Source organism: Halobaculum halobium (assembly GCF_030127145.1).
Classification (GTDB): Archaea; Halobacteriota; Halobacteria; order Halobacteriales; family Haloferacaceae; genus Halobaculum; species Halobaculum halobium.
Map to the genome: position 1 here is coordinate 1,310,564 of NZ_CP126158.1, position 25,062 is coordinate 1,335,625.

General features: G+C 68.9%; 27 protein-coding genes. 13 read left to right on the forward strand and 14 right to left on the reverse strand.

Annotation, left to right across the window (positions count from 1 at the left end; translation table 11 throughout):
* Window positions 1-45 precede the first annotated feature (45 nt).
* The 3 genes from P0Y41_RS06930 to P0Y41_RS06940 are packed head-to-tail and all read left to right on the forward strand — an operon-like array spanning window position 46 to window position 2,505.
* The gene (locus P0Y41_RS06930) at window positions 46-789 is read left to right on the forward strand and encodes an AzlC family ABC transporter permease (RefSeq protein WP_284063219.1); all 744 of its coding nucleotides are present in this window, start codon (window positions 46-48) and stop codon (window positions 787-789) included.
* Window positions 790-1,125, forward strand: a complete 336-nt coding sequence (locus tag P0Y41_RS06935) for an AzlD domain-containing protein (RefSeq protein ID WP_284063220.1) — start codon at window positions 790-792, stop codon at window positions 1,123-1,125.
* Between the two features lie 24 nt (window positions 1,126-1,149).
* Complete coding sequence (locus P0Y41_RS06940) at window positions 1,150-2,505, forward strand: MFS transporter (protein ID WP_284063221.1); 1,356 nt, start codon at window positions 1,150-1,152, stop codon at window positions 2,503-2,505.
* Here the strand turns inward: P0Y41_RS06940 and P0Y41_RS06945 are convergent.
* Together P0Y41_RS06945 and P0Y41_RS06950 are read right to left on the reverse strand one after the other, a co-directional pair.
* Window positions 2,449-2,823, reverse strand: a complete 375-nt coding sequence (locus tag P0Y41_RS06945) for a DUF8066 domain-containing protein (RefSeq protein ID WP_284063222.1) — start codon at window positions 2,821-2,823, stop codon at window positions 2,449-2,451. The genes P0Y41_RS06940 and P0Y41_RS06945 overlap by 57 nt on opposite strands.
* A 275-nt stretch (window positions 2,824-3,098) precedes the next feature.
* Window positions 3,099-5,027, reverse strand: coding sequence for an aldehyde ferredoxin oxidoreductase family protein (locus P0Y41_RS06950; protein ID WP_284063223.1), 1,929 nt, complete (start codon window positions 5,025-5,027; stop codon window positions 3,099-3,101).
* Window positions 5,028-5,166: 139 nt separating this feature from the next.
* Here P0Y41_RS06950 and P0Y41_RS06955 point away from each other — a divergent pair, with 139 nt between their 5' ends.
* The 4 genes from P0Y41_RS06955 (at window position 5,167) to P0Y41_RS18000 (ending at window position 7,895) form a co-directional block, all read left to right on the forward strand.
* Entirely contained in the window at window positions 5,167-5,601 is a 435-nt protein-coding gene (locus P0Y41_RS06955; RefSeq protein WP_284063224.1) for a VanZ family protein, read from the forward strand.
* A 63-nt stretch (window positions 5,602-5,664) separates the two neighbouring features.
* Window positions 5,665-6,741 carry an archaeosine biosynthesis radical SAM protein RaSEA gene (locus P0Y41_RS06960; RefSeq protein WP_284063225.1) on the forward strand — a complete coding sequence of 359 codons (1,077 nt, stop codon included), beginning with the start codon at window positions 5,665-5,667 and terminating at the stop codon, window positions 6,739-6,741.
* A gap of 127 nt (window positions 6,742-6,868) precedes the next feature.
* Entirely contained in the window at window positions 6,869-7,042 is a 174-nt protein-coding gene (locus tag P0Y41_RS06965; RefSeq protein WP_284063226.1) for a hypothetical protein, read from the forward strand.
* Between the two features lie 130 nt (window positions 7,043-7,172).
* Entirely contained in the window at window positions 7,173-7,895 is a 723-nt protein-coding gene (locus P0Y41_RS18000) for an HU family DNA-binding protein (RefSeq protein WP_284063227.1), read from the forward strand.
* Window positions 7,896-8,015: 120 nt separating this feature from the next.
* On the opposite strand, the gene purQ is transcribed toward P0Y41_RS18000, so the two are convergent.
* Window positions 8,016-8,693 (reverse strand): phosphoribosylformylglycinamidine synthase I, encoded by a 678-nt coding sequence (gene purQ, locus P0Y41_RS06975; protein ID WP_284063228.1) that lies wholly within the window; start codon window positions 8,691-8,693, stop codon window positions 8,016-8,018.
* Window positions 8,690-8,944 carry a phosphoribosylformylglycinamidine synthase subunit PurS gene (gene purS, locus P0Y41_RS06980; protein WP_284063229.1) on the reverse strand — a complete coding sequence of 85 codons (255 nt, stop codon included), beginning with the start codon at window positions 8,942-8,944 and terminating at the stop codon, window positions 8,690-8,692. Before purS ends, purQ begins: the two co-directional genes overlap by 4 nt.
* Before the next feature lie 121 nt (window positions 8,945-9,065).
* On the opposite strand from purS, the gene P0Y41_RS06985 reads away from it, so the two are divergent.
* Entirely contained in the window at window positions 9,066-9,992 is a 927-nt protein-coding gene (locus P0Y41_RS06985; protein WP_284063230.1) for a formyltetrahydrofolate deformylase, read from the forward strand.
* Window positions 9,993-10,048: 56 nt separating this feature from the next.
* Window positions 10,049-10,195, forward strand: coding sequence for a hypothetical protein (locus P0Y41_RS06990; protein ID WP_284063231.1), 147 nt, complete (start codon window positions 10,049-10,051; stop codon window positions 10,193-10,195).
* Between the two features lie 42 nt (window positions 10,196-10,237).
* On the opposite strand, the gene P0Y41_RS06995 is transcribed toward P0Y41_RS06990, so the two are convergent.
* Window positions 10,238-11,257 carry a phosphoribosylaminoimidazolesuccinocarboxamide synthase gene (locus P0Y41_RS06995; RefSeq protein ID WP_284063232.1) on the reverse strand — a complete coding sequence of 340 codons (1,020 nt, stop codon included), beginning with the start codon at window positions 11,255-11,257 and terminating at the stop codon, window positions 10,238-10,240.
* 95 nt (window positions 11,258-11,352) lie between these two features.
* The gene (locus P0Y41_RS07000) at window positions 11,353-12,804 is read right to left on the reverse strand and encodes an FAD-binding oxidoreductase (protein ID WP_284063233.1); all 1,452 of its coding nucleotides are present in this window, start codon (window positions 12,802-12,804) and stop codon (window positions 11,353-11,355) included.
* A gap of 132 nt (window positions 12,805-12,936) precedes the next feature.
* Here P0Y41_RS07000 and P0Y41_RS07005 point away from each other — a divergent pair, with 132 nt between their 5' ends.
* Both P0Y41_RS07005 and cofH read left to right on the forward strand, forming a co-directional pair.
* Window positions 12,937-13,455 carry a hypothetical protein gene (locus P0Y41_RS07005; protein ID WP_284063234.1) on the forward strand — a complete coding sequence of 173 codons (519 nt, stop codon included), beginning with the start codon at window positions 12,937-12,939 and terminating at the stop codon, window positions 13,453-13,455.
* Between the two features lie 57 nt (window positions 13,456-13,512).
* Window positions 13,513-14,919 (forward strand): 7,8-didemethyl-8-hydroxy-5-deazariboflavin synthase subunit CofH, encoded by a 1,407-nt coding sequence (gene cofH, locus P0Y41_RS07010; RefSeq protein WP_284063235.1) that lies wholly within the window; start codon window positions 13,513-13,515, stop codon window positions 14,917-14,919.
* 159 nt (window positions 14,920-15,078) lie between these two features.
* Here cofH and P0Y41_RS07015 read toward each other — a convergent pair whose 3' ends face one another.
* The 3 genes from P0Y41_RS07015 to P0Y41_RS07025 form a co-directional block, all read right to left on the reverse strand.
* Complete coding sequence (locus P0Y41_RS07015) at window positions 15,079-15,468, reverse strand: DUF7971 family protein (RefSeq protein WP_284063236.1); 390 nt, start codon at window positions 15,466-15,468, stop codon at window positions 15,079-15,081.
* A gap of 169 nt (window positions 15,469-15,637) precedes the next feature.
* Entirely contained in the window at window positions 15,638-15,802 is a 165-nt protein-coding gene (locus tag P0Y41_RS07020; RefSeq protein ID WP_284063237.1) for a hypothetical protein, read from the reverse strand.
* Window positions 15,803-15,846: 44 nt separating this feature from the next.
* Window positions 15,847-16,032: a hypothetical protein gene (locus P0Y41_RS07025; RefSeq protein WP_284063238.1), complete on the reverse strand. Its 186-nt coding sequence runs from the start codon at window positions 16,030-16,032 to the stop codon at window positions 15,847-15,849.
* A 137-nt stretch (window positions 16,033-16,169) separates the two neighbouring features.
* Here P0Y41_RS07025 and P0Y41_RS07030 point away from each other — a divergent pair, with 137 nt between their 5' ends.
* Window positions 16,170-16,574 (forward strand): hypothetical protein, encoded by a 405-nt coding sequence (locus P0Y41_RS07030; protein WP_284063239.1) that lies wholly within the window; start codon window positions 16,170-16,172, stop codon window positions 16,572-16,574.
* Between the two features lie 41 nt (window positions 16,575-16,615).
* Here P0Y41_RS07030 and P0Y41_RS07035 read toward each other — a convergent pair whose 3' ends face one another.
* The 5 genes from P0Y41_RS07035 to P0Y41_RS07055 form a co-directional block, all read right to left on the reverse strand.
* Window positions 16,616-17,044 carry a hypothetical protein gene (locus P0Y41_RS07035; RefSeq protein ID WP_284063240.1) on the reverse strand — a complete coding sequence of 143 codons (429 nt, stop codon included), beginning with the start codon at window positions 17,042-17,044 and terminating at the stop codon, window positions 16,616-16,618.
* 226 nt (window positions 17,045-17,270) lie between these two features.
* Complete coding sequence (locus tag P0Y41_RS07040) at window positions 17,271-18,278, reverse strand: cytochrome b/b6 domain-containing protein (protein WP_284063241.1); 1,008 nt, start codon at window positions 18,276-18,278, stop codon at window positions 17,271-17,273.
* Window positions 18,275-18,745, reverse strand: coding sequence for a hypothetical protein (locus P0Y41_RS07045; RefSeq protein WP_284063242.1), 471 nt, complete (start codon window positions 18,743-18,745; stop codon window positions 18,275-18,277). The genes P0Y41_RS07040 and P0Y41_RS07045 overlap by 4 nt, the downstream gene beginning before the upstream one ends.
* Entirely contained in the window at window positions 18,742-19,434 is a 693-nt protein-coding gene (locus P0Y41_RS07050; RefSeq protein WP_284063243.1) for a 4Fe-4S dicluster domain-containing protein, read from the reverse strand. The genes P0Y41_RS07045 and P0Y41_RS07050 overlap by 4 nt, the downstream gene beginning before the upstream one ends.
* A gap of 6 nt (window positions 19,435-19,440) precedes the next feature.
* Window positions 19,441-22,710, reverse strand: coding sequence for a molybdopterin-dependent oxidoreductase (locus tag P0Y41_RS07055; protein ID WP_284063244.1), 3,270 nt, complete (start codon window positions 22,708-22,710; stop codon window positions 19,441-19,443).
* A 195-nt stretch (window positions 22,711-22,905) separates the two neighbouring features.
* Between P0Y41_RS07055 and P0Y41_RS07060 the strand changes: the two genes are divergently transcribed.
* Complete coding sequence (locus P0Y41_RS07060) at window positions 22,906-25,056, forward strand: hydrogenase iron-sulfur subunit (protein WP_284063245.1); 2,151 nt, start codon at window positions 22,906-22,908, stop codon at window positions 25,054-25,056.
* The last annotated feature ends 6 nt before the right edge of the window (window positions 25,057-25,062 follow it).

The following is a 25,062-nucleotide window of genomic DNA, read 5'->3' on the forward strand; positions in this document are numbered from 1 at the left end:
TGCCGAGACCGGTGGCCCCTTCACTGCGCGCACCGCCCCTCGCACATGGACAGCCGCTTTCCACCGGACCTGCGCGACGGGGTTCGCGACGCGCTCCCGCTCCTGCTCGGGATCGTTCCGTTCGCGCTCGTCGCCGGCGTCGCCGGCATCGAGGCGGGGCTCACGCCGTTGCAGACGGTCGGCCTCTCCGTCGTCGTCTTCGCCGGCGCCTCCCAGCTCGCCGCCATCGACCTGCTGGGTCGCGACGCCGCCCTCGGCGTCGTCGTGCTCACCGTCGTGGTGATCAACCTCCGAATGCTGATGTACTCCGCGTCGATCGCGCCCTACTTCCGCGACCTGTCGGCGCGGGTGCGCGCCGGCTGCGCGTACGTGCTGACCGACCAAGCGTACGCGCTGGCGCTCGCGCGCTACGCGGGCGACCGCGAGGCGTCGACCCGGCGACCGTACTACTACCTCGGCGTCGCTCTCACGCTGTGGGTCGTCTGGCAGGCCGGCACCGTCGTCGGCGTCGTCTTCGGCGCCGCCGTGCCCGACGGGTGGCGCCTCGGCTTCGCCGTCCCGCTCGTCTTCCTCGCGCTGCTGGTCCCCGCGGTCTCGGACGCGCCGAGCCTCGCGGCCGCCGTCGTCGCCGCCGCAGTCGCAGTGATCGGGGCAGGGCTCCCGTTCAACGCCGGGCTGATCGTCGGCGCCGTCGTCGGTGTCGTGACTGGTATCGTCGTCGACGAGGCCGGCGTCGCGAGCGCGGGTGAGGAAGGCGGGGGCGGCTCCGACCCGGCGGAGGGACACTGAATGGCGACGAGCTACGGGCCGCTGTCGGTCTGGACGGTGATCGTCGCCGGCGGGCTGGCGACGTTCGCGATCCGGCTGTCGTTCATTCACCTGTTCGGCCGGGTCGACGACGTTCCGCCGTGGCTGGAGCGCGTGCTCGTGTACGTTCCCGCCGCGGTGCTGGCGGCGCTCGTCGCTCCGGACTTCGCGCCCGCGGCCGCAACCGTCGAGGCGGTGCTCTCTCCGGAATTACTCGGCGGCGCCGCCGCGGTGCTCGCGGCCTGGCGGACGGAAGACGTGCTGTGGACAGTTGCCGCCGGGATGGCCGGCCTCCACCTCGCCCGGTTCCTGCTGTGAGTCCGGCGCCGTCGCGGCGTCGCTGTGCGGGCGGGGGAGACGGCGGCGCTTGCCGGAGGGCTGGCGTACACCACCTTCCCCGCGGAACGCCCGCCGATGACCGAGTCGCTGCTGGCGGCCGCGCGACGGACCCCTCGCGACACCTGGGTGGTCGTCGGCGCCGTCTCCGCCTCGCAGTACCTCAACCACGCGTACCTCGTGTTGTTCCCGCCGATCCTGGCGGTGCTGTCGGGCGAGTTCACCGTCGGGCTGGCGGCGTTGGGCGTCGCGCTCGGCGTCCAAGGCGCGACCAACACCGCGTTCCAGCTCCCGTTTGGTCACCTCGCGGACCGCTACGACCGGAGCATCGCGCTCGGGCTCTCGTCGGTGCTGGGCGCCGTGGGGGTGCTCGGCGCCGCCGCGGCGCCGACGTTCGAGTGGCTGCTCGTCGCGCAGGCGGTGATCGGCGTCGGTGTCGCGGGCCACCACCCGGCGCACTACCCGCTCATCTCCGATTCGACGCCTGATGACCTGATGGGACGGGCGTACAGCCTCTATGGCTTCGGCGGGTCGGTCGGGTTCGCGACGCCGCCAGTACTCATCGCCGGTGTCGTCTCGGCGGGCTACTCGTGGCGGATCGGCGTCGGCGTCATCGGCGCCGTCGGGCTCGCGTACGCCGTCGCCGTCACCTGGCTGTTCGCCGCGCGCGTCGACGACACCATCACGGCGCCGAATCGCGACGAAGCCGACGGCAGTGACACCGACGCCGACGGATCGATCGGCTCCCGCGCTCGCGGCTCGTGGGTGGCGCGCGCTCGGGCGTACCTCCGCGAGCTCGCGGCCGCGCCGGGCGTGCTCGCGCTGGCGCTGCTCGCGCTTGTCACCTCCACTTCGGGCTGGGGGTTCACCAGCTACGTCGTCGTGTTCCTGCAGGACGGCTACGGGCTGTCGCTGTCGCGGGCGAACCTCGCGCTCACCGGCTCGTACCTCGTCGGCGCCGTCGCCGTCTTCGTCGGCGGCGACCTCTCCGATCGGATCAGCGCCGGCCCGGTGATGATCGCCAGCTTCGCCACCGTGGGCGTCCTCGTGGGCGTCTTCGCGCTCGGGACCGTCGGCCCGCTCGCGGCCGTCGCGCTCGTCCTCCTCGTCGGCGGCGCGCGGTCGATCGCGGGACCGGCACGCTCGAAGCTGACCGACGCGCTCTCGCCGTCGGGAGCGACGGGGACGAGCTTCGCGATCACCACCATCGGGGTGATGCTCGGCAACGCCGTCGCGCCGCCGGCGTTCGGCTACCTCATCGAGACGGCCGGCCGGCGGGCGGCCTTTCTCGCGGTCGCCGGCGTCTCACTCCTCGCGGTCCTGCTCACCGTCGGCCTCCTCGCCCGCTTCGGCGACGCCTGAGGCCGGGCGGTCGACGCCGTCGCCGTCGGTCCGATCCCGTGGACGCTCGGTCGGCGAGTCGTCGGCCGCATCGCCCGCGCGGTTGCCGGCGGCGACGGCGGCGCGGCGCTCCTGTGCGACCGCGATACGCTCGTGGGCGCGGACGAAGCGATACAGCAGCCACAGGAGGAACGCGACGGACGCGAAGTAGACGACGGCGAGGATCTGCGACACGATGAGGACGGCGTAGAGGCTGACGAGGACGAACAGGACGACGACCGCGATCCCGGTTCGGGAACTCAGCGACTCTCGGAGGGTGGGCGGGGACTCGCTGGACACGAGCCGCGATCCTCACGGGGAGGTCATAAATCGGGGCGATGAGCGTCGGGCCCGAGAAGCCACTGAACACCAGCAGTTGTACCGCGAGCGAGCCAGCCGCAAGGCTGGCGAGCGAGCGGCAGTTTTGGCATCATCAGAATCGCTCCGCGATTCTGATTAGTAGTCAGAACGCTCCGCGTTCTGACGACATGAACGGGTTTTCGCCGAGCGGTTCCCGCAGCGAGCGAACGAAGTGAGCGAGCGAGGAAACCCGAGGCGAAAAGAGGTTCCGGTTCCTAGTCGTCAGCGGGCGCGACGCCCGAGTCGCCCGAGGAGACGCCCGTGCCCGGCCCGATGTCGATGTCGAGCTCGTCGAGCTTCTCGTCGGGGACGACGCCGTTGACCCAGCCGCGGCCCTCGTAGTACTCCGCCTTCATCTCGGGGAGCTCGCAGTACTCGCCCTCGGAGGCGCCCTGTCCGGGGATGCCGCCTTCGAGGAACCGCGCGGGCAGCGAGTCGTCCTCGCCGTCGAAGCCGTTGAGGTTGTTGTAGTAGCGCTCGAGGGTGTAGATCCGCTTGCCTGCCTCGATGAGTTCGTCCTCGGTAACGTCGAGGCCGGTCATGCCGTTGTACTGCATGACGTACTCCTCGATCCCCTCGGCGAACGCGTTGAACTTGCAGATGTCGAACGAGTCCGAGATGGCGTGCAGGTCTTGGAAGGTGATCGTGAGTTCGCCCTTGCCCTCGTACTCGTAGGGGTCGACCTTCTGGGGAAGGCCGAGGATCTCGGCCGAGGGGGTGTACGCGCGCAGGTGGCACGCGCCGCGGTTGGAGGTCGCGTACGCGATGCCCATGCCCTTCATGCAGCGCGGGTCGTACGCCGGGATCGTCTGGCCCTTGACCGCAAGCGAGTTGTCGTGGGCGTCGAAGCGCTCGGCGAGGCCGTTGGCGCCCTCTGCCAGCGCGTCGGGGAGTTCTCCGTCGCGCTGGGCCGTCTCGTCGATGAGGTCGATCATGCGCTCGGTGTCGCCCCAGTCGAGCTGCTCGTCGAGGTCGTCGAGCTTGCCCTCCTCGGACATCTCCATCGCCATGGCCATCATGTTGCCCATCTCGATGGTGTCGACGCCCATGTCGTTGCACCGCTCGATCATGACGGCGATCTCGTCGCGCTCGGTGTGCGCGGAGTTGGGGCCCAGCGCGTACGCCGACTCGTACTCGTAGGACTCGGTGCGGACGTTCAGCTCCTCGCCCTTGTGCATCACCGACACCTCGACCTCCTTCTTACACGCGACCGGGCAGGAGTGACACGTCGGCTCGTCCACGAGGATGTTCTCGCGGACGTTCTCGCCGGAGACGCGCTCGGCGTCGACGTCGACGCCCTCCGCGTCGCGATAGGCGGCCGTGGAGGTGTACTTCCCGTTCTTCGTCGGGAGGCCGTCCATCTCCTCGCCGGCGTTCATCAGGACGTTCGTTCCGTACAGCGAGAGGCCGCCCTCGTTGGGCGCGGTCACGTCGGACTCTTGGATGACCTGCATCGCCTGCTGGTAGCCCTCCTGGAACGTCTCGGGGTCGGCCGGCTTGGGCATCTTGGTGCCCGATTTGACGACGACCGCCTTCAGGTTCTTCGAGCCCATCACCGCGCCGGTGCCGCCGCGACCGGACGCGCGGTCGTCCTCGTTGACGATGCAGGCGTACTTGACGCCGTTCTCGCCGCCGGGGCCGATCGCCATCACCGAGACGTTGCGGCCGACGGTGCCGTCCACGTCCTCGCCGAGGGTGTCGATGGTGTCGTGGACACCCTTGCCCGCCACGTGGGAGGCGTCGCGCAGTTCCACCTCGCCGTCCTCGACGACCGCGTACACCGGGTCGTCGCTCGCGCCGTCGAACACGAGGCCGTCGAAGCCCGCCCACTTCAGGCGCGCGCCCGACCAGCCGCCGTGGTGGCTGTCGGTGACGGTGCCCGTGAGGGGGGACTTCGTCGTCACCGCGATCCGACCGCTCATCACGGTTTGCGTCCCCGTGAGCGGCCCGTTCATGAAGCACAGCCGGTTGTCCGGCCCCATCGGGTCCACGTCCGGCCCCGCGTCGAAGACGTACTTCACGCCGAGACCGCGGGCGCCGATGTACTTCTTCGCGTCCTCGTCGTCGATGCCCGCGTACGATACGTCGCCCGCCGTGAGATCCACGTGTGCGACGTGGTCCCGGAATCCGCCGAGGTCTGTCATGGTTAATCTACACTAGTTATATGGGACTGGATTCTGTTAGCCGTTGCCACAGCGACGTAACTGATATCGGTTTCGGCTTTCGGAGCGGTCTGCGACACGACGGCGGGCTTTTTTCGCACGCAGTCCCCGGATCCGATCGATGGACACCGACGCGCGACGCCTCGTGATATTTGCCGCGGTGACGGTTCTGGTCGTTACCTCGTCGCTCGTCCCGGGTCCGACCGACGCGACGGGGGAGCCGACGCCCGACGTCGCCCCGCCCGGGACCGATCTCCTGGCGCACTTCGTCGGTTACGCCGCCATCGCGTACACGCTGGGCCGGGCACTCTCGCCCCGACGCTCGCGAGGCGACGGAGAACCGAGCGCGTCCGTCGCGGCGGTCGTCGGCGTCGTCGCGGTCGCGACGGGGATCGGCGCGGGCGTCGAGGTCGCGCAAGGCGTCGTCCCCGGTCGCGACCCGTCCGCGCTCGACGGCGTCGCCAACGCGGTCGGCGCAGCCGTCGGCGCGCTGCTGTGGCGGCGGCGCGGCGGCGAGCGCGACGCCGGCGAACGCGGCGGCGACGACCGAGAATGAACCAGCACGACCTCACGACGCGTGAGCGAAGCGGTTTTCCGCGGGAGTCGCCCACGTCCGGTAATGAGCCAGCCGAGCCCCGAGGTCTACGAGCGGGACCGCGGGATGGACGCCCACAACGCGGTCATGCGCGATATCCGGGCCGAGCGCGACGAGACGTACGACGCCCACGAGCCCACCCGCGTGTGGCTCGACGAGGACAACACGCCCGACGGCGTCAAGACCAGCCTCACGATCATCCTCAACACCGGCGGCTGCCGGTGGGCCCGCGCCGGCGGCTGTACGATGTGCGGCTACGTCGCCGAGTCCGTCGAGGGCGGCAGCGTCTCCCACGAGGCGCTCATGGACCAGATCGACGTGTGTCTGGAGCACGAAGCCGACAACGCCGACGACCCGGCGGATCTGATCAAGATCTACACGTCCGGCTCCTTCCTCGACGAGCGCGAGGTGCCCGCCGAGAGCCGCCGCGCCATCGCCGAGACGTTCGCCGACCGCGAGCGGATCGTCGTCGAGTCGCTCCCCGACTTCGTTTCCGCGGAGAAACTCTCAGAGTTCACGGGGCAGGGGCTCGAGACCGACGTCGCCGTCGGGCTGGAGACGGCGACTGACCGCGTCCGCCACGACTGCGTGAACAAGTACTTCGCGTTCTCGGACTTCGAGGACGCCTGCGCGGAGGCCGCCGAGGCCGGCGCGGGCGTGAAGGCGTACCTCCTGATGAAACCGCCGTTTCTCGCGGAGTCGGAGGCGCTGGCGGACATGGTGTCGTCGGTCGAGCGCTGTGCCGCGGTCGACGCCTGCCACACCGTCTCGATGAACCCCTGCAACGTCCAGCGGTACACGATGGTCGACGAGCTTCACTTCCGCGGCGGCTACCGCCCGCCCTGGCTGTGGTCGGTCGCTGCGGTGCTGGAGCGGACCGCCGACGCCGACGCGATCGTCGTCTCCGACCCCGTCGGCGCCGGCTCCGACCGCGGGGCGCACAACTGCGGCGAGTGCGACGACCGCGTCCAGACGGCGATCAAGGACTTCGACCTCCGACAGGACCCGTCGGTGTTCGAGCAGGTGTCCTGCGAGTGCGAACGGACGTGGGAGCTGGTGCTTGCTGAAGAGTCGAGCTTCAGCCAGCCGCTCGCACGCTAACCCGACGCGCTCGCGGCTCACGGCCGGGTCCCCCGTGAGTGTCGTGGCTTCCGGGCAGTTCGGGAGTTCCGGTCTCTGTCAGACGCCCGGCATACAATTATGTATCTTGACATCGTGTGGCATGTATATGGAGATAGTTGACCGAGCGACGTTCACCTGCGACGACTGTGGCGCGTCGGCGCCGTCGTTCGGGATCGAGTACGACGACCTCGGCTACCCCGTGTGTCCGGGGTGCGACCACGTCGTCGGCCCGCTCGCGCGGCGACGCGCGGACGCCAGCACACGACGACGAGTGTCGTGAGCGGTCGACTCGCGATCGCCGCGCGAGCGGCTTCCCGTGCCCCGCCCGCAGGGAGGTGACCCGTCGAGGGCGCGTTCCGGGCAGATACGCGACAATATGCTTATCGTTTGTGAGCGCCATCTCTCTCTGAATGAACCAGGATAGCACCGTCCAAACGGGGATCTCGCGGCGAACTGCGCTCCGACGTGGCGCCGTCGCGTCGCTGCTGTTGGGACTAGGGGTCCCAGCAGCGACGGGACAGGTCTCCGCGGCGACCAAACCGGAGCTGATCGAAGCGATGGCCTCGCAGGCCGGCTTGAGCAAGGCTGACGCCAAGAAGGCGCTCGACGGCATCATCGACGCGACGACGAAGGCACTGAAGAAGGGCGACCGCATCTCGCTGATCGGCTTCGGATCGTTCAGCATCAGCAAGCGCTCCGCCCGGACCGGCCGCAATCCACAGACCGGCAAAGAGATCCAGATCGCCGCGAAGAGCGTCGTGCAGTTCGATCCGAGCGACGAACTCGCGGCCGCACTCGATCTGATCCCGGGAGCGGGGGACGTCCGTCGCCTCGGGCGGAGTCAACGGAGCCGACGGACCCGCGGAGAGGTGATCGACGCCGATCGGCTGGCGCGTGAGGCGGGGCTCACGAAGGGGAGCGCCGAACGGTGTCTCGACGCGTTCAACGACGTGACCACGGAGGCACTCAAGAAGGGCGACCGCATCTCGCTGATCGGCTTCGGATCGTTCAGCATCAGCAAGCGCTCCGCCCGGACCGGCCGCAATCCACAGACCGGCGACGCGGTCGGCAGCGCCGGGCGGAAAGACGTGCGGTTCAAAGCCGGCGCCGAGTTGTCGAAGGCGGTCAACTGAACGTCGCCGACGGCTGCGCGAAGTATCTCACGCCGACGACTGCTTGACGGCCGTCTGCCTGCGATTGGCCGACTGCCCCTCGTTCGCGACGAGTCGTGAAGAACTACCGTGCGGCGGGAGCTACCGTGAGAACGCCCGCAACACGCCCTGTCCGTCCGTGCCGCCGACGTCGGGGAGCGTCGCGCGCTCGGGGTGGGGCATCAGGACGGCGACCGTCTCGCGGGCGCCGAGTACGCCCGCGACGTTAGCGGTCGAGCCGTTCGGGTTCGCCTCCTCGGTGACGGCGCCGTCGGTGTCACAGTAGCGAAACAGCACGCGGTCCTCGTCCTCAAGCGTCGCCAGCCGGTCCTCGCGGATCTCGAAGCGCCCCTCGCCGTGGGCGATCGGCACCTCGATCACGTCGCCCTCGTCGTAGGCGGCGGTCCAGGGCGTGTCCGCACGCTCGACGCGCAGGTGGACGTGCTCGCACTGGAAGCGCGCCGAGCGGTTCGTCGTGAACGCGCCGTCGGTGAGGCCAGCCTCACAGCCGATCTGGGCGCCGTTGCAGACGCCGAGTACGGGCGTTCCCGACTCGGCCGCCTCGCGGACCGCCGCCATGATCGGCTGACGGGCGGCCATCGCGCCGGCGCGGAGGTAGTCGCCGTAGGAGAAGCCGCCGGGGACGACGATCCCGTCGGTGTCGGCGGGGAGTCCGTCCTCGTGCCAGACGCGCTCGGCGTCGACGCCGAGGTGCGCGAGCGCGCGGACGGCGTCGCGGTCGCAGTTCGAGCCGCCGAACTGGACGACTGCGACGGTCATTCGCGTTCCTCGACCGCCACCTCGTAGTCGTGGATGGTCGGGTTCGCGAGCAGCCGGTCGGCCATCTCGCCGGCGCGCTCGCCCGCCTCGTCGGCGTCGGCGGCCTCCACGTCGATCTCGAAGCGGTCGGTAGAGCGCAGGTCCTCCAGCTCGAAGCCGAGCCGTTCGAGCGCCCGCTGTGTCGTCTCAGCCTCCGGGTCGAGCACGCCGTGCTTCAGGCGAACCGTCACCGTGGCGGTGTAGCCGGTCATCGATCGACTCTGCGAGTTCATGCGCAAAATCCGTTTCGGGACGGATTCGATATCCACGTTCGTGGGTGGCAGTCGTCGCGTAGAGCGACACCGGTTTACTCGCGGGCGGAAAAGCGCGGGTATGTCTGCGGCCGACCGTCCGAATCCGAGGCGCTGGGACACCGAGATCGTCGTCGTCGGGGACGACGCGACGGGACTGGTCGCCCGCGTCACCTCGCTGCTGTTCGAGCGCGGATGCAACATCGAGGATCTCGACCAAGACGTCCGCGACGGCGTGTTCCGGATGCGCCTGCACGCCGACACCGACGGGATGGTGTGCAAGCCCGCGACCCTGGAGGAGGACTTACGTGACCTGGGAGCCGAACTGGGCGTCGACATCCGGGTTCGCCTCGCCGACGCGGAGGCGGCGCGCAAGGTGGCACTGCTCGTGACGAAAGAGGACCACGCGCCGCGCGCGGTGCTGGAGGCGTGCGAGGACGGCACACTGGACGCCGAAGTGCCGGTGATGATCGGCAATCACGGGACGCTCCGGTCGCTCGCCGACGAGTACGACGTGCCGTTCGTCGACGTCGGCGACGACGGCGGCTCCCACGACGAGCGCGAACTGCTGCGCGTGCTCGACGAACACGACGTTGACTGTCTGGTGCTCGCGCGCTTCATGCGCATCCTCTCGCCGGAGGTCGTCTTCCGCTACGAGGGGCGAATCATCAACGTCCACCCGTCGCTGCTGCCGGCGTACCCCGGCGCGGAGGCGTACCGGCAGGCCGTCGAGGGGGGCGCGCGCGTCCACGGCGCCACCGCCCACTACGTCACGACCGACCTCGATCAGGGCCCGATCATCGCCCAGCGGGCGTTCCCGGTCGCACCCGACGATGGCCCCGAGGACCTGAAGGGGCGCGGTCAGCCGCTGGAGGCTGAGGCGCTCGTCGCCGGGCTCCAGGCCCACCTCGACGATGCGGTCGTGGTGCGGCGCGGGCGGACCCACTTCCGCGAGGGCGTCGACCCCGACGCCTACGATCTGGGCGGCGTCGCCGCGTTCTCCGAGTGAGCGACCGAGTGGCCGCCGGCACCGTTTAGCGACTCCGGTCCAATCACCCGATATCCATGCCGGGCCGCACCGGAGCGTCGGGAACCGCCGACCTCATTCTGACGCTGTTTCTGCTGTTCGTGGCCGTCGTCGCGCTGGCGCTGTTGGTGTACTACACGACCGACCTGCTCGCCTCGTTGCCCGACCCGCTGGCCGCTGTTTGAGGGTGAGCGCCGGCGTCGGTGGCCGGAGAGACGGTCGCGCCCTCAGAGGTCCCGGACCGCCTCGACCGCGTCGGCGACGGGCGGGGCGTCGAACCAGTCGGTCCCGGTGTAGGCGTTCGTCCCCGCGGCGTACATGTCGGCGATCCGCTCGACGACGACAGGCTCGAGCGCGGGGGGGTCCGCGGAGCACAGGGCCTTCCAGTCGGCGACCCCCTCCTCGTCGGCGCGCGCCTTCGCCTCGCCCACGGCCTCGACCCAGTCCGGCGCGATCCGCTTGTAGTGTTGGCGGACGACTTCCTTGGAGACCTCTTGGCCGTCGTAGGCGAAGCGGTTCTCGTCGAACGTTCCGACCACGTCGGCGACGCGCACCTCGCCGTCGGCGTACACGCACTCGATCTTGCCGTCCTCGTGGACGAATCCCGCCTCGGCCGCGCGCTCGGTGACCAGTTCGTTCACCTCGCGAGCGAGCGACTCCAACTCCGACAGCGGCGCCGCGCCGGCGATCCGATCGGCCTCCTCGGCCCGGAGGTACCGGTCCTGCTCCTCGTACTTCGTGGAGAACTCCACAACCGGCTCGGGCAGGTCGACGGCGCCAGCGGGCCAGCCGTCGCGGTCGAGACCCACGTCGCGGGGGGCCGCCCGCGAGCGGAGGCTGGAGCCAACGGGGACGGTGTTGCGGAAGACGATCTCCAGGGGGACGACGTAGCCGGCGGCTCGGCGGGCCTCCGCGTGGAAGGCGTCGTAGTCGTAGGCGCCGTCCGAGAACGGGAGATCGGGCACGGTCGCCAGGTCGATGGCGAGCTCGCGCGGCGCCTCCGCGACCGCCGACAGCGATTCGGCGTCCGGACCGACACCGCGGTAGTGCGTCGGGACGCCGGCGTCCTCCAGCAGCTCGAAGTTGAACGCGCCCATCGTGCAGAGGCTCGCGCCCTTGCCCGGGATCGGGTCGGGCATCTTCCCCCAGTCGAACACGGAGTAGTCGTCGGTGAAGGCGAACCGGCCGGCGCCGAGTTCCTCGCCGGTCGGGTCGCGCTCGACGACGAACTCCTTGACGCTCGTCATGGTGGGGAGCGCGCGCGCCGAGGGGAAGAATCCTTCCACTTCCGTGTGTATCTCGGGGGAATCGACCCCATCGATATGCAAATTCGTGCTGTCGGTCAGCCGTCGGCGTCGCCGCCGACCGCGTCGTCCCTGTCCGGGACCACCGTCCCGGGGTTGAGCGTTCCGTTCGGGTCGAGCGCCTCCGTGACCGCCCGCATCGCCTCGACGGCTGCCTCGCCGTGCTCCGGTTCGAGGTAGCTCCGCTTGCCCGCGCCGATGCCGTGTTCTCCGGTGGCGGTGCCGCCCAGCTCCAGGGCGCGCTCGACCAGTTCGCCGTAGGCGGCCTCCGCGCGGGCGACCTCGTCGGGGTCGTCGGGGTCGCGGAGGACGAAGTAGTGGAGGTTGCCGTCGCCCGCGTGCCCGAAGCACGGGACGAAGAGGTCGTACTCGTCGGCCACGTCCTTCACCGCCCGGATCATCTCCGGGTACGAGCCGATAGGCACCGTCACGTCTCCCGGCTGGCCCATCTCGCGGGCAGGGTCGTACGACTCCGCGGCGTAGGTGACGTCCTTGCGTGCCCGCCACAGCTCGTCCATGCGCTCGCCGCTCGCCATCTCGAACTGCTCGACGTCGTGGGCGTCGAAGACGGCGCGGCAGAAGTCGACCTCCTCGTCGATCCCGTGGTTCGCGTGGAACTCGACGAACACCATCGGCCGCTCGGGAAGGGCGGCGTCGCTGTAGTCGTTGGCGAGCATCGCCGTCTCGGCGTCGAACAGTTCGATCTTCGCCACGTCGACGCCGGCGGTGACCGCGTCGGAGACGGCGGCGGTCGCGTCGTCGAGCGTCGGGAAGGTGGCCCGGCCGCCCCGGATCTGCTCGGGCCTCCCCGCGAGTTCGAGCGTCGCGCGCGTGACGATCCCGAGCGTTCCCTCGCTGCCGACGATCAGCTCCTTCAGGTTGTAGCCGGAGGACGACTTCGCGGCCTTCGATCCGACGGTGGTCACGGAGCCGTCCGCGAGCACGACTTCCAGTTCGAGCACCCAGTCGGCCACCTCGCCGTACTTCACCGTCCCCATTCCGGAGGCGTCGGTGGCGATCATCCCGCCGATCGTGGAGATGTCCCCCGAGGAGGGAAGCGGCGGGAAAAAGAGGCCGTGAGCCGCGACCGCCTCGTCCACATCGGCGCCGATCGCGCCCGGGCCCACGTCGACCTGCAGGTCGTCGGGCCGGATATCGTGGATCGCGTCCATGCGGGTCATGTCCATGCTGATCCCCGCGCGTGCCGGGACCGCGCCGTCCTCCAGTCCGGTTCCGGCGGCGTAGGCGGTCACGGGAACGCCGCGCTCGTCCGCGGCGGCGACGACGGCCGACACGTCCGCGGTCGACTCCGGGTAGACGACGGCGTCCGGGCGCACCGCGTCGGTCTCGTCGGTGCCGTAGTCGACGGCGTGCTCGTCGCGGTCGGAGTCGCCGTGGGACACCTCGCCGTCGAGTTCGAGGTCCGCGAGGAAACCGACCTCGTGGCGGGCCGGAGTCGGCAGTTCGCCCGTCCGGTTCTCGCGTGTCATTACCACACTCGCGTTCCCGAGCGGGCATCAACGCGTCGGTGCGAGCGCTCCCCCCTCACCCGTCCGACCGGCGAACAGGGGCGAGGGATGACTCGCCGCTACGTTTACCACGATACCCGAGAGCGTTCGCGCATGGCGACGCAGCCGAGGGCGGGCGAGATGCTGGTCGGCGCCTACCTCAAACTGATCGAGGAGTGCGAGGTCGTCGCGTACGGACAACACTCTCCGCTGGAGGGCGAACAGATGGAAGTCGACGTGATCGGGATCCAACCGAGCGGCGGACGGGAGGTCATCACCTGTGAGGTCGCGACCCACCTTCGGGGCCTCGGCTACGGGACCGCCGCGGAGAACGGCGATCGGGTGGCGAAGAAGTTCACGCGCGCGGAGCGATACGTCGACCGCGTGTTCGACGCCGCCGACACGCATCGGTTCCAGTTCTGGAGCCCGAACGTCCCCCCGGCGTCCGAGGAGGCGCTCCGGGAGGTCGCGAGCGAGTTCGGAGCACGGAGCGGCTCCGAGCTCGAGTTGGTCGTCAACGGCGAGTACGCGGGCCGGGTCGAGGAGCTACGGGCGACGGCGTCCGCGACGTACGCCCAACGGAACGAACTCGCGTTCCGGTTCCTCCAGATCCTGGAGCACGTCCGAGACTGACCGCTCGGGTGGCCGCGACCGGCCCGTTTTTCACGCCGTACCGACACCGATAGGACGATGACGCGATCGTCAGCGGCGGACCTCGATCCCGACGATCTGGGGTTCGAGCACGTCCCCGAGACCGACCAGTCGTTCGAGAACGCGCTGGCGAAGGCGCGCGACGGGACGCGGCTGACGGTCGACGACGCGGTCGAGTTGCTCACCACCGGAAGCGACGCCCCCGGCATCGACCGCCGGCGCAAGGAGGCGGTGCTGGAGGCGGCCGACCGCCGGCGCGCCGAGGTCGTCGGCGACGAGGTGACGTTCGTCGCGAACCTCAACAACAACGTCACCACCGCCTGCAACACGGGCTGTCTGTTCTGTAACTTCAAGGACACCGCGCACCAGTTCGAGACCGACCACGGGGGCGGGCACGCAGGGTTTACCAAGACGCCGGCGGAGTCGCGCGAGGCCGTCGCCGGTGCCGTCGAGCGCGGCGTCTACGAGGTCACGTCCGTCTCGGGACTCCACCCGGCGTTCGCGCTGAACGACGAGCACCACGAGATCCTCCGCGGGTACGACGACGCCGCCAGCGCGGTGAACTACAAGCCGCCGGAGCGGTACGTCACCGACCCCGGTACCTACGTCGATCAGCTGGACGCGATGAGCGTCGACGGGGTCCACCTCCACTCGATGACCCCCGAGGAGGCGTACCACGCACGCCGCGGCACCGACTGGAACTACGAGGAAGTCTACTCGGAGCTGGCCGACGCCGGGCTCGACTCGGCGCCCGGAACCGCCGCCGAGATCCTCGTCGACGAGGTTCGCGACGTTATCTGCCCCGGGAAGATCGACTCTCAAGGGTGGATCGACGCGATGGAGGGAGCGATGGCCGCCGGCCTCGACACCACCGCGACGATCATGTACGGCCACGTCGACAACGAGATGCACCGCGCGATCCACCTGCAGCGCGTTCGCGACCTCCAGGACCGCACCGGCGGAATCACGGAGTTCGTTCCCCTCTCGTTCGTCCACGAGCGCACGCCACTGTACGAGCACGGCGTCGTCTCGGGCGGCGCCAGCGACGCCGAGGACGAACTGCTGATCGCCGTCTCCAGGCTCTTCCTCGACAACGTCGAGAACATCCAGACTTCGTGGGTCAAGTACGGCGACGAGAAGGCGCTGAAGACGCTGTCGTGCGGCGCGAACGACTTCATGGGAACCATCCTCTCGGAGGAGATCACGAAGCGTGCGGGGGGCTCGTACGGCGAGTTCCGAAGCTTCGACGACTACGTGGACCTCGTCACCTCGGTCGGTCGGATCCCGGTCGAACGCTCGACGGACTACCGCGATCGCCGGCGAATCGACCCGGACGAGGGGCCGCCGTTCGGGCCGACGCTCGGTCCGAAGGCCGACGGGACGCCGCTGCTGTCCGAGCGCGAGCGCGCCGGACGCGCGGGGACGGACGCGGCCGCCGACGACTGAGCCGGCTCACTGGCCGACCGCCTGCCCACGGTCGCACGCGGATCAGCCCGCTCACGCAGCTGGCCCGGCAGGGGCACGGGCGGAACGTTCGCGGTCGTCGCGGCCGTCGCTGTCGCGAGTGCGGTCGGACCGTACGCAACGAAGAGATGCGAACCGCGGCTAGTCCTTCCCGAACCGGATCCCGTCGTCCACGAGCCGGTAGTTGCGCTCGCGATCGATCCGCTCGGCGAGCCAGTCCACCTCGTACACCTGTCCCGCCAGTTCGATGTAGAGGTCGCGCCACGCGATCGCGTAGATGGGCGACTGTCCCCACGCGCGCAGCTCCGGGACGAACTCGTCGTAGACCTCCGCGCGCTCCTCGGCGTACTCCAGGAAGTTGACGGCGACGGAGGCGGCGTCCGACTCGGTGTCGGCGTCGGCGAAGCCGTCCTCCAGCGCCTGTCGATAGCCGGCGACTGCACGGCGGATGTCCTGCTCTGCGGCGCCGTCGTCGTCGGGGAGCGATTCGAGCACGCCTCGCGGGATACCGAGATCCAGGTCCACATCCATGTCACCGCCTTCGGCGGCCGCGAGTAAAGGCTTCCGTCAGTCGGCTCGAGCGATCGGACCGCCCGCGCTGATCGGTAGCTTTCGACGATCGGTGCTCTTCGACGATCGAAGCTTCTCGGCGATCGATACCCCTCGAAAATCGACATCCCTTGCTGATCACCGCCTCAGCTCAGTCATCAGCCTTCTCGAGAAACCGCGACAGCGCCGCCGAACACGGTGCACACAGCAGCACCCGGAGATCCCCGTCGGGAGTGATCCCGTCGACGGCCGCGTACTCGTCGCCCGAGCGGATCGGGTCGCCGCAGCGGTCGCAGGCGTGCTCACGTCGCAGCACCGCTCACCGCCTCCTGCGGCGTCGACGACCGTCGACGCATCGGGTCAGAGATATCCCAGGGTGCTGGCGACGAGTCCGATGACGAACAGCGCAACCGCCACCGCAGTCAACTCCATGCGCGTCGATCCTTCCCCGCCGGTGCCGCCGATGCGCAAGACGACCGCCAGCCCCACGAGCGCGACGATCAGCACGACGACGCTGTACACCGTGTTCAGGAGTGCCGAGACCATAATCTGCGCCACACCCTGACGACTATTAAAAGTCAGTGCCGAGGCGAGCGATCGACGGAGCCGACGACCCGACGGCGTTCGGCAACGCGGGTGCCGCGGGGCGAATATATATCCGACCGGGCCGCCGACGGCGGAGTATGCGAATGGAGCTACGCGTCTGCAAGCACTGCCTCGCGGGCGAACACGGGAATCCGTCGAAGACCGAAGTGTCGAAGGACATGGTCGAGTGCGCCGAGACCGTCCGTGAGTACAAGGACCTCATCGGCCTGGACTCGATCTACATCACGAAGGTGAGCGAGGGCGACAGCGGCGCTGCACAGGCGCTTCCGGCGGTCGTCGCCAGCATCGAGGGCAACCAGATCCAGCTGTCCGACACGCAGCTCGTGATGGAGGACGACGACAGCAACATGCTGGTGTACCCCGAGCCGAAGGACATCCTCGAAGTGCTCACGCGCAACATCGAGCAGATCAACACCCACACGAGCAACGACGTGACCGTCGAACTGAGCGAGGAGGCGCTGAGTCTCGGCGTCGAGGTCTGACGAGGTCGCACCGCGCCCGCGGTGCGAGTGCGGTCGGCCGCTCAGCCCGGAATCGAGACTCCCCGAGTTCTGAGCCGGTGCTCTCCGCCCGCGAGCGCCGCGTACGCGAGGACGTAAAACGGCGACCAGAGGAATACGAACAGGAACCCAGGCGAGTCGCCCTGCCCCGACCCGATCGGCGGGAATTCCACCAACACGTGCCAAAACAGGAGAATCGCGGCCAACAGCACGACCGGACTCTTCAGCCTCGCCCGAAGCCACAGGAAGACGGGGACGCCGACGGTCCCCGTGGCGAACGCCGAGTAGAGCACGACCGCGTGCCATGGCGTCCCCGATATCGAGATACCCGACGACGGAAGCAGGCTGTAGCCGATCACGGTCGCGGTGTAAGCGACGCTGACCGCGGCGGCGACGAGTACCGCACGAGCCGTGCGTGCTGACACCGGCGACCGACCGAGGAGGGCGCGCATACGCCGTGACTCATCTGCGAGCAGATAGGTCTTGTCGGCGGCGGAGACGTGGACCCGCCGCTCACGTGGGGAACCAGTGACGAGAAGAGATCGGCCGAGGGAATCGCCGGCGCGAGCACGGGCGCGCCGTCGTCCGATATCTCCCTCCGGTCGGCCGCACTCGCTTCGGGGCGGAGCGGTACGTGATCGCTCCGCCGTTCGTCCGAGCCGACGTCGTCGACTCGCCTCAGTCGTCGGACTCGACGTGCCCGCCGTCGGCGGCGGCCGTCGGCTCCGACGCCTCCTGTTCGAGCCGCTTCTGCCAGCGGACCCGCAGGAGGTTGCCGTACATCTGCAGGACGAGCCCGAGCAGAAGCACGAACACGCCCATGTTGATGCCGACGGTCAGCAGGATGTCCGTCGGTCCTCCACCGATGGCGATCTCACGCGGCACGGGATAGCCTTCGTCGAACAGGCTCCCAAGCAACACTGAGACGATTCCGATGACGGTCATCGCGCCGACGACCGTCGACGCCATGTTCCACGACGGCGACAGCTCGAGCCGCTCGATACCGGTGCCCTCGGTGTCGTCGTCGTGATCCTCGGGGATCATCGACTTCGGGATGAACGCCTTCACCTCGACCGGGTACAGCGCGGGGTGGAAGCCGTGCTCGAAGATGTGGAACATGACCCCCATCAGCATGATGACGCCCAGCAGGCCGTGGAACGTGACGAACGCCGCGGCGGCGGTCTTTGTCGCGAACAGGTCCATCACGCCCGTCTTCGACCAGATGAGGATCCCCGAGATCGTCAACAGCGTCAGCTCGATCGCGAAGATGAACACGACGCCCTTGCCGATGTACGTGAGCAGCGGGATCTCGTCGGCCGTGCCGCCCGCGAACTGGCGGGCGTTCGCGTGGCGCTCGTCGGCGTTGCCGAGCAGGAACTGCACGTCCTGGATGAACGCGTCGAAGTCGCCCTTCGACGGCAGGATCTCCCTGAAGTTGCCCCGGCCGGTGTCGGTCGTCACCATCATCAGCATCCAGAAGACGATGAGCGCGAGCAGCCCGCCGCCCGCGATGCGGTGGACCGCGGAGACGCCCTGAGCGCCGCCCATGAGACCGACCATCCACCACAGCTCGTCGTTGAACATCAGGCTGTAGCCCGAGAAGAACAGCACGAACACGTCCAGCGCCAGCAGCGTGTGGAACGTGGTCGTCATCTTGCTGAACTTCCCGTGGTCGAGTTGCGTCATCGGGTCTCACCTCCGTCGGTCGCGGCGGAGTCGTCTGCGGCGTCGCCGCTCCCAGCGGTGTCTTCACCGCCGGCTGCTTCCTCGACCCGGCCGCCGTCGGCGGCGACCGCGCTCGACTCAGTCCCCTCACCGGACTGGCGCATCCGACCGGCGAGCCGGCGGAACGCGCCCCAGTGGAGGAACACCATGAACAGGATGAACACGCCCATGATGACGTCAGCGGCGTGGGTGATCGCGATCAGGAAATCGAGCCAGGCGACCTGGTTGCCCGAGGTCCAGTCGGATCCGACGCCGGCGTTGGCGCCCTCTGCGACCGGCTGGATGCGGAACAGCTCCTCGTAGAACACCGCGAAGTCCGCGGCCCACCACAGGATCAGCGCTGTCACCGCGAGCGCGACGACCGCGTTGATCGCGATCGCCGCCCGCGGGTAGCCCTTGGTCTCCGGGAGGTGCTCTCTGTAGCTCATGCGTTGCTCCCCTCGAACTCGTCGGCGTCCTCGCCGAAGATGATCTCCATGGCGACGGTATTGAAGAACGAATCGGAGCCTCGCCGGTCGAGCTCGTCCGAGATCTCCTCGGCGTCGCCGACGAGCAGCGCGTCGGTCGCGCACTCCTCGGCGCAGGCGGGCCCCTTGCCGATGTCCTGTCGCTCCTCGCACATGGTACACTTGTCCATCGTGCCGCCGCTGCCGAACAGCCGCGCGGAGCCCTCGTCGGAGCCGGGGAACTGCGGCGCGCCGAACGGACACGCGGACAGGCAGTACTGACAGCCGACACAGAGGTTGTCGCGAACGTCGACGAACCCGTTGTCCTTCTTGATCAGCGAATCCGTCGGGCACACCGACACGCACGGCGCCTCCTCGCAGTGGTAACACTGCATCGGGATGGCGGTCTCGCCGGGCGAGGAGTCCGCCTGGCCGAGCGCGCCGCCGCTGTTGGTGTTGTACCGCTCCATCGGCTCCGCCGGCTGTCCCTCCAGCATCGTCGAGATGCTGATTCGCTGTTCGTCCCTGGGCACGTCCCACGTCCGCTTGCACGCGACGACGCACCCACCGCAGTCGATGCAGGCTTCGACGTCCGGGAAGATGCGAGCATCGTCGCCGGTGCTCATCACCCCCTGACTCATCACCTGCTTGCTGGTTTCGTTAGTTGCCATTGGGAATCACTGAACCGTGCTGTTGTCGCGGACGTCGAAGTCCTTCTGCCGGCCGAAGCCGTCGCGGTCCTGCGGGAACTCGTACGACTCGATGTCGACGACGTTCTCCGAGAGGCCGTCCTCCTCGACGGGCCGCATCGACAGCTCCTCGACGACCGAGGGCGTCGCCGGCTGGAGTCGGACCATGGACGCCTTCGTCTCCTGCATCTGGGTCTCCACGTCGTAGCCACGGGAGGTGATCGCGTTCACCGGTTCCCCGATGGCGTACGGCACCGTCCCCTCGGGGTAGCGCTCCTCCAGCGATTCGCCCTTGAACATCCCGCCCCAGTGGAACGGGAAGAAGGTCTCGCTGTCGTTCGGGCGGTGGGTGACGCGCGCCTTCACGAGGATCGACCCGCGGTCGGTCGTCGACGCGACCACGAGGTCGCCGCCGTCGACGCCCAGCCGATCGGCCATGTCCGGGTTGATCTCCACGTACATGTGCGGCTGGAGGTCGGCGGTGTGCTCGTTCGAACGCGTCTCGGAGCCGCCGCCCTGGTGCTCGACCTGGCGGCCGCTCGTGAGGATCGTCCACTCGCCGTCGCCGGACTGCTCCTCGAACGCGCCGGCGTCAGTGAGCCGCTGCATGGACTCCTCTTGGGTGACGCTGTTATTCTGGTCGAGGCGGTAGAAGTTCCGCTGCTGGCCGTTCGCGGGCCACTGCTCGACGAGGTCGGGTCGCGGGCTCTCGATCGGCTCGCGGTGGACCGGCGTCGTGTCGAGGAAGCTCCAGACGACGCCGCGGGCACGGCCGCGCCCCGTCGGCGCGTCCGGCTGCGGGTTGTCGAACTGGCCGTAGAAGTCCATGTCGTAGTTGGCCCAGTCGTACTTCTGGTTCATCGCCTCGGCGGCGTCAGCGACCGACGTGTCCTCGCGGAGCGCGTACTCGTACGGGACCGTCAGCGCGTCCGCGTTGCTCGGGTCGTCCGGCATCGTCGTCGCGAAGCCGGGGTACTGCGGGACGCCTTCGATCGTGCCGTCCCACCACTCTGGCTCGTACGAGTCGCGAAGCAGGCTGAGGCCCTCCTCGCCCTGCTCGTCGTACGTCGTCTGCATCGGGTACGGTTCGTCGGTCGCCATCTCCTCCCACTCCTCGGGCGTGGGCGCCTGCACGCCCCACCGGGTGCGGAAGTCCTGCCCCCCGTCGCGGGGGTCCATGTCGTCGTTCCAGAGGATCGGCGTGCCCGGATGGCCCTCGCCCCAGCACGGCCACGGGAGCATCCAGTACTCGCCGTCGACCGGCGTGCCGGGCGCGTCCGCCTTCGTGTCCTCGGTGGAGAAGGCGTAGTCGTACTCCAGGTGTTGCTGGAGGCGCGCCGGGTCCTGGCAGTAGCCGATGGTCCGCATGCCGAGGTTGAACTCTCGGATGACGGACTCGTACGTCGACTTCCCGTTGTACAGCGCCGGACCGGAGCCCCAGTCGAAGTGCTCGCCCATGCCGAGGTGACCCGCGAGTTCCTGCATGATCTGCAGGTCGGGGCGGGAGTTGTGTCCCGGCGAGCGAACCGGCTCGGACCACTGGGTCGCGCGGTGGGAGTTTGTCAGCGAACGGTAGTGCTCGTACTGGCTGGACGCCGCCAGCAGGACGACTTCCGTGTCGGATTGGTCTACGTCGGCCAGCACCGACGCCACCGACGGGAACACGTCCACGACGACCAGCAGGTCGAGGTTCTCGATGGCCTTGCGCTGTTTTTCCATCTCCGAGATGGAGTTCAGCGAGTGGCCCCACACGATCGCCGCCTTCAGTTCGTTCGGCTGGTAGATCGGCGTCTCGTTGAGCCGGTCCTCCTGCGGGAGCGCGGCGTCGAACCAGCGGGCCACCGTCAGGCCCTTCTGGAACATCATCGAGTTCTCGGCCGGGAACGACTCGTCGATGTCGTCGGCGTTCTCGGTGTTGGTCGACTGCCGGACGTACTTCTCCGGCGGCATCGTCCCGTACTCTTCGTACAGTTCGTCGAACTCGATGGTCCCCGAGGTCTGGGGCGTGCGCGACCAGACGTCGCACCACCACTGCCACGACCCGGGCGAGCCGACCGAGTAGTACCCCGGCAGGATGTGGCTCGCGACCGCGAGGTCGGTCGCCCCCTGCACGTTCGCGTGACCGCGCATGACCTGCAGGCCGCCGCCCGATTGGGCGGACGACCCAGACGCCAGCGAGGTCAGCGCGTACGAGCGGATGTTCTGGGTCCCGTTGTTGTGCTGGGTCCCGCCCATCGCCCACTCGATCTGCATCTTGGGGCTGTGCTCGGCGACCAGATCGGTCAGTTCCTCGATCTCGTCGGTCGAGAGCCACGTGATGTCCGACACCGTCTCGATGTCGTAGGTGTCGAGGTCGTCCTCGACGTCGGGCCACGCCTGCACGCGTCCTTCCAACATCTCGTCGTCCAGCTCGCCGCGGTCGCGGAGCTGCTTGATGACCCCCATCATCAGGGCCACGTCCGTGCCGGGGCGCAGGCGGTAGAAGTAATCGGCGTGGGCCGCGGTCTTGGTGAACCGCGGCTCGACGACGACGATCTTCCCGCCGCGCTTCTGGCCCTCCAGGATGTGCTGCATCGCGATCGGGTGGGCCTCCGCGGGGTTCTGCCCGATTATCAGATTCATATCGAAGTTCCGATAATCGTTGATCGTGTTGGTCATCGCCCCGTAGCCCCACGTGTTCGCGAGGCCGGCGACCGTCGTCGAGTGGCAGATGCGCGCCTGGTGGTCGACGTTGTTCGTGCCGAACAGCGACGCGAGCTTCCGGAACGCGTACGACTCCTCGTTGGAGTGGTGCGCGCTCCCGAGCCACATCGTGCTGTCGGCCCCGTACTCGTCTTTGATCCGGGTCAGCTCGTCGGAGACCGTGGAGTACGCCTCGTCCCACGAGAGCTTCTCCCAGCCGCCGTCGACCTTCCGCATCGGCGACTTCAGTCGCTTCTCGGAGTGCTCCGTCTCGTAAATGCCCGCGCCCTTCGAGCAGAGCGACCCGTTGTTGACCGGGTGATCTTCCCAGGGCTCCATCCCGACGAAGGAGTTACCCTTCTTTTCGCCGTGGAATCCGCACCCGACCGAGCAGTAGTTGCAGATCGTCTTCGTCAGCTCGTTGTGATCTGTGTCTGTTCCGTCCTCTTCTCCCTCGTCGCTCTGCGCCAGCGCTTGTCCCGCGCCGCCGCCACCGAGGGCGACCGCGCCGGCCAACGCGCTCGCCTTCATGAACGACCGTCTGTCTAGGTCCAGTGAGACCGGTTCCGTGCTCATTGTTTCATGTTGACATTCACCACTGGTTGATAGCCTATCGTGACATGGCACGCAACCGTACTCCTTTAATCTTCGCCACGATCGTGACTGAATTATTTTGGCCGGCCAAAAACAACCGGAAAGATCACCCGGGATAATGCAGTCGGGCGGTTTCCTGGCGCAAGGTATATAGGCTCGACTCCGTTGACTCCGACGATGAACGTCGGGGCATTCGTCTGTTCGTGCGGGGGGACCTGCGACGTGGACCTGGAGTCGGTCCGCGACGGAGTCCGCGATGTCGACGTCGTCGCGTCGTCCGAGCAGCTGTGCCGGGACGCGCTCCCCGCCGTCGACGGACTGATCGACGAGTACGACCTCGATCAGCTGATCGTCGGTGCCTGCGACGACGGCTGCAAGGCGACGTTCGACGACCTCGTCGAGCGCAAGGGGCTGCACCCGGACGCGGCCGCCTACGTCGACCACCGCGAGCGAGCCGGTTGGGTCCACGAGCGCGACGACGCCACCGACAAGACCGCGCGGCTGATCAACGCCCGACGAACGGGGCTGGAGTACGAGGCCGCCACGCGAACCGTCTCTCGGGAGGCGGGCGACGGCGTCCTCGTCGTCGGCGACGCCGAGACCGCGGCGGCGCTCGCCGACTCCGCCGACGTGACGCTGCTCGCGAACGGCGCGGAGTACGCGGACGCAGACGCCGATCTCTCGGACGTCGACATCGCGCGGGGGCGCCTCGTCGCCGTCGAGGGGCGGTTCGGCGAGTTCGAGGTACAGGTCGAAGCGCGCGTCACCGACGACTGTATCTCCTGCATGAAGTGCGTGAAGGAGGGCCCCGACGGGATGGTGACGCGCCGCCCCGTCGACATCCACCCGGACGCCCCCGAGGGCGAGTGGACCGAGTGCTGCCCGACCGACGCGATCGACCTGTCGGGCGTCACCCGCACCGTCGAGGCCGACCAGGTCGTCGACCCCGCGGGCACGTCGACCGCACGCGGCGGCCGGATCGGCTACTACACGGGCCCGGTCGACGCCGGCACGATCGCCTCCGTCGAGTCGCTGTTAGGCGGGGTCGAGAAGCCGAAGTACCTCGATCTGGAGATGGACGTGTGCGCCGCGGGCGACTCCGGCCAGCAGGGCTGTACCGCCTGCGTCGACGCGTGTCCGCACGACGCCGTCGATCGACCCGCGGTCGACGAGGTCGAGTTCGACCTGACGGCCTGCGAGAACTGCGGCGCGTGCACCTCGTCGTGTCCGACGGGCGCGACGTCGCTCCGGGAGCCGTCGAACGAGCGGATCGCCCGCGAGGTCGAGGCGCTGCTCAGCCGCGAGACCGACGAGGGCGGCATCTGGCCGTTCACCGGGAGCGACGGCGGCATCGAGACGCCGGTGGTCGCGTTCACCTGCGACGAGCGCGCGGCCGCGGCGCTCGACGAGTACGGCCGCCGGGCGGCCGCCGGGGAGGACATCACCTACCCGCCGGTGCTCCCGGTGGAGGTGAACTGTACCGACACCGTCGGCGAGGGACACGTCATGCACGCGCTCGCCGCGGGCGCGGCCGGCGTCGCCATCGTCGGTTGCGGCGGGTCGTGTCTCCACTCCGGCCCGGACCCGAAGGCCGAGCTGGTCGACCGACTCAACCGCGCGACGACCGACCTGGGGCTGGGCGAGCGCGTCGCGTTCTTCGCGCCGGACCCGCGCGAACCCGCAGCATTCGCCGAGGAGTTGAGCCGCTTCACGGAGCTAACGCTCGATCCGACGCCCGTTCCGGAGGGCGAGCACCGCTCGACGGGCGTCGTCCGCGAGGACAAACCCAACCCCGCGTTCAACAGCCACGACTGGACGCTCGAGTCGGTCCGGCGACTCCTCGAGTTCGCCGAGCCCGAGCGGGAGGTGATCCGCGGGCTGAAGGACTTCGGCGTGATGTCCGTCTCGGACGCCTGCAACCTCACGCCGACGTGTTCGACGCTGTGCCCGACTGACGCGATCCGCCGGACGGACGACGGGAACCTCCAGTTCAACCACGAGGACTGCGTCAACTGCGAACTCTGTGAGGAGGGCTGTCCGGAGACGGCGATCACGATGGAGCGGGGCCTCGACCTCTCGCGGCTGCCCGAGAACCGGACCGCCGGGGAGGGCGCCGTCGCCGCCGACGACCCGCGGTGGGAGACGGTCCACGACGGCGAGATGCTGGAGTGCGTCCGCTGTGGCGACCCCTTCACCTCCGCGGCCTCCGCCGAACACATCCAGTCCGAGGTCGGCAACCTCGTCGAGGGGATCGCCCCGAACTCCGAGCACAGCGTCTTCGAGTACTGCGGCAGCTGCCGCGCGCAGCTGCTGTTCGACAACAGATGACGCCCT

Bases quoted from the DNA above. Each gene is read 5' to 3' on its own strand.
- P0Y41_RS06930 (WP_284063219.1), top strand. From the start codon at position 46: ATGGACAGCCGCTTTCCACCGGACCTGCGCGACGGGGTTCGCGACGCG.
- P0Y41_RS06935 (WP_284063220.1), top strand. From the start codon at position 790: ATGGCGACGAGCTACGGGCCGCTGTCGGTCTGGACGGTGATCGTCGCC.
- P0Y41_RS06950 (WP_284063223.1), bottom strand. From the start codon at position 5,027: ATGACAGACCTCGGCGGATTCCGGGACCACGTCGCACACGTGGATCTC.
- P0Y41_RS06955 (WP_284063224.1), top strand. From the start codon at position 5,167: ATGGACACCGACGCGCGACGCCTCGTGATATTTGCCGCGGTGACGGTT.
- P0Y41_RS06960 (WP_284063225.1), top strand. From the start codon at position 5,665: ATGAGCCAGCCGAGCCCCGAGGTCTACGAGCGGGACCGCGGGATGGAC.
- P0Y41_RS06965 (WP_284063226.1), top strand. From the start codon at position 6,869: ATGGAGATAGTTGACCGAGCGACGTTCACCTGCGACGACTGTGGCGCG.
- P0Y41_RS18000 (WP_284063227.1), top strand. From the start codon at position 7,173: ATGAACCAGGATAGCACCGTCCAAACGGGGATCTCGCGGCGAACTGCG.
- purQ (WP_284063228.1), bottom strand. From the start codon at position 8,693: ATGACCGTCGCAGTCGTCCAGTTCGGCGGCTCGAACTGCGACCGCGAC.
- purS (WP_284063229.1), bottom strand. From the start codon at position 8,944: ATGACCGGCTACACCGCCACGGTGACGGTTCGCCTGAAGCACGGCGTG.
- P0Y41_RS06985 (WP_284063230.1), top strand. From the start codon at position 9,066: ATGTCTGCGGCCGACCGTCCGAATCCGAGGCGCTGGGACACCGAGATC.
- P0Y41_RS06990 (WP_284063231.1), top strand. From the start codon at position 10,049: ATGCCGGGCCGCACCGGAGCGTCGGGAACCGCCGACCTCATTCTGACG.
- P0Y41_RS06995 (WP_284063232.1), bottom strand. From the start codon at position 11,257: ATGACGAGCGTCAAGGAGTTCGTCGTCGAGCGCGACCCGACCGGCGAG.
- P0Y41_RS07000 (WP_284063233.1), bottom strand. From the start codon at position 12,804: ATGACACGCGAGAACCGGACGGGCGAACTGCCGACTCCGGCCCGCCAC.
- P0Y41_RS07005 (WP_284063234.1), top strand. From the start codon at position 12,937: ATGGCGACGCAGCCGAGGGCGGGCGAGATGCTGGTCGGCGCCTACCTC.
- cofH (WP_284063235.1), top strand. From the start codon at position 13,513: ATGACGCGATCGTCAGCGGCGGACCTCGATCCCGACGATCTGGGGTTC.
- P0Y41_RS07015 (WP_284063236.1), bottom strand. From the start codon at position 15,468: ATGGATGTGGACCTGGATCTCGGTATCCCGCGAGGCGTGCTCGAATCG.
- P0Y41_RS07025 (WP_284063238.1), bottom strand. From the start codon at position 16,032: ATGGTCTCGGCACTCCTGAACACGGTGTACAGCGTCGTCGTGCTGATC.
- P0Y41_RS07030 (WP_284063239.1), top strand. From the start codon at position 16,170: ATGCGAATGGAGCTACGCGTCTGCAAGCACTGCCTCGCGGGCGAACAC.
- P0Y41_RS07035 (WP_284063240.1), bottom strand. From the start codon at position 17,044: ATGCGCGCCCTCCTCGGTCGGTCGCCGGTGTCAGCACGCACGGCTCGT.
- P0Y41_RS07040 (WP_284063241.1), bottom strand. From the start codon at position 18,278: ATGACGCAACTCGACCACGGGAAGTTCAGCAAGATGACGACCACGTTC.
- P0Y41_RS07045 (WP_284063242.1), bottom strand. From the start codon at position 18,745: ATGAGCTACAGAGAGCACCTCCCGGAGACCAAGGGCTACCCGCGGGCG.
- P0Y41_RS07050 (WP_284063243.1), bottom strand. From the start codon at position 19,434: ATGGCAACTAACGAAACCAGCAAGCAGGTGATGAGTCAGGGGGTGATG.
- P0Y41_RS07055 (WP_284063244.1), bottom strand. From the start codon at position 22,710: ATGAGCACGGAACCGGTCTCACTGGACCTAGACAGACGGTCGTTCATG.
- P0Y41_RS07060 (WP_284063245.1), top strand. From the start codon at position 22,906: ATGAACGTCGGGGCATTCGTCTGTTCGTGCGGGGGGACCTGCGACGTG.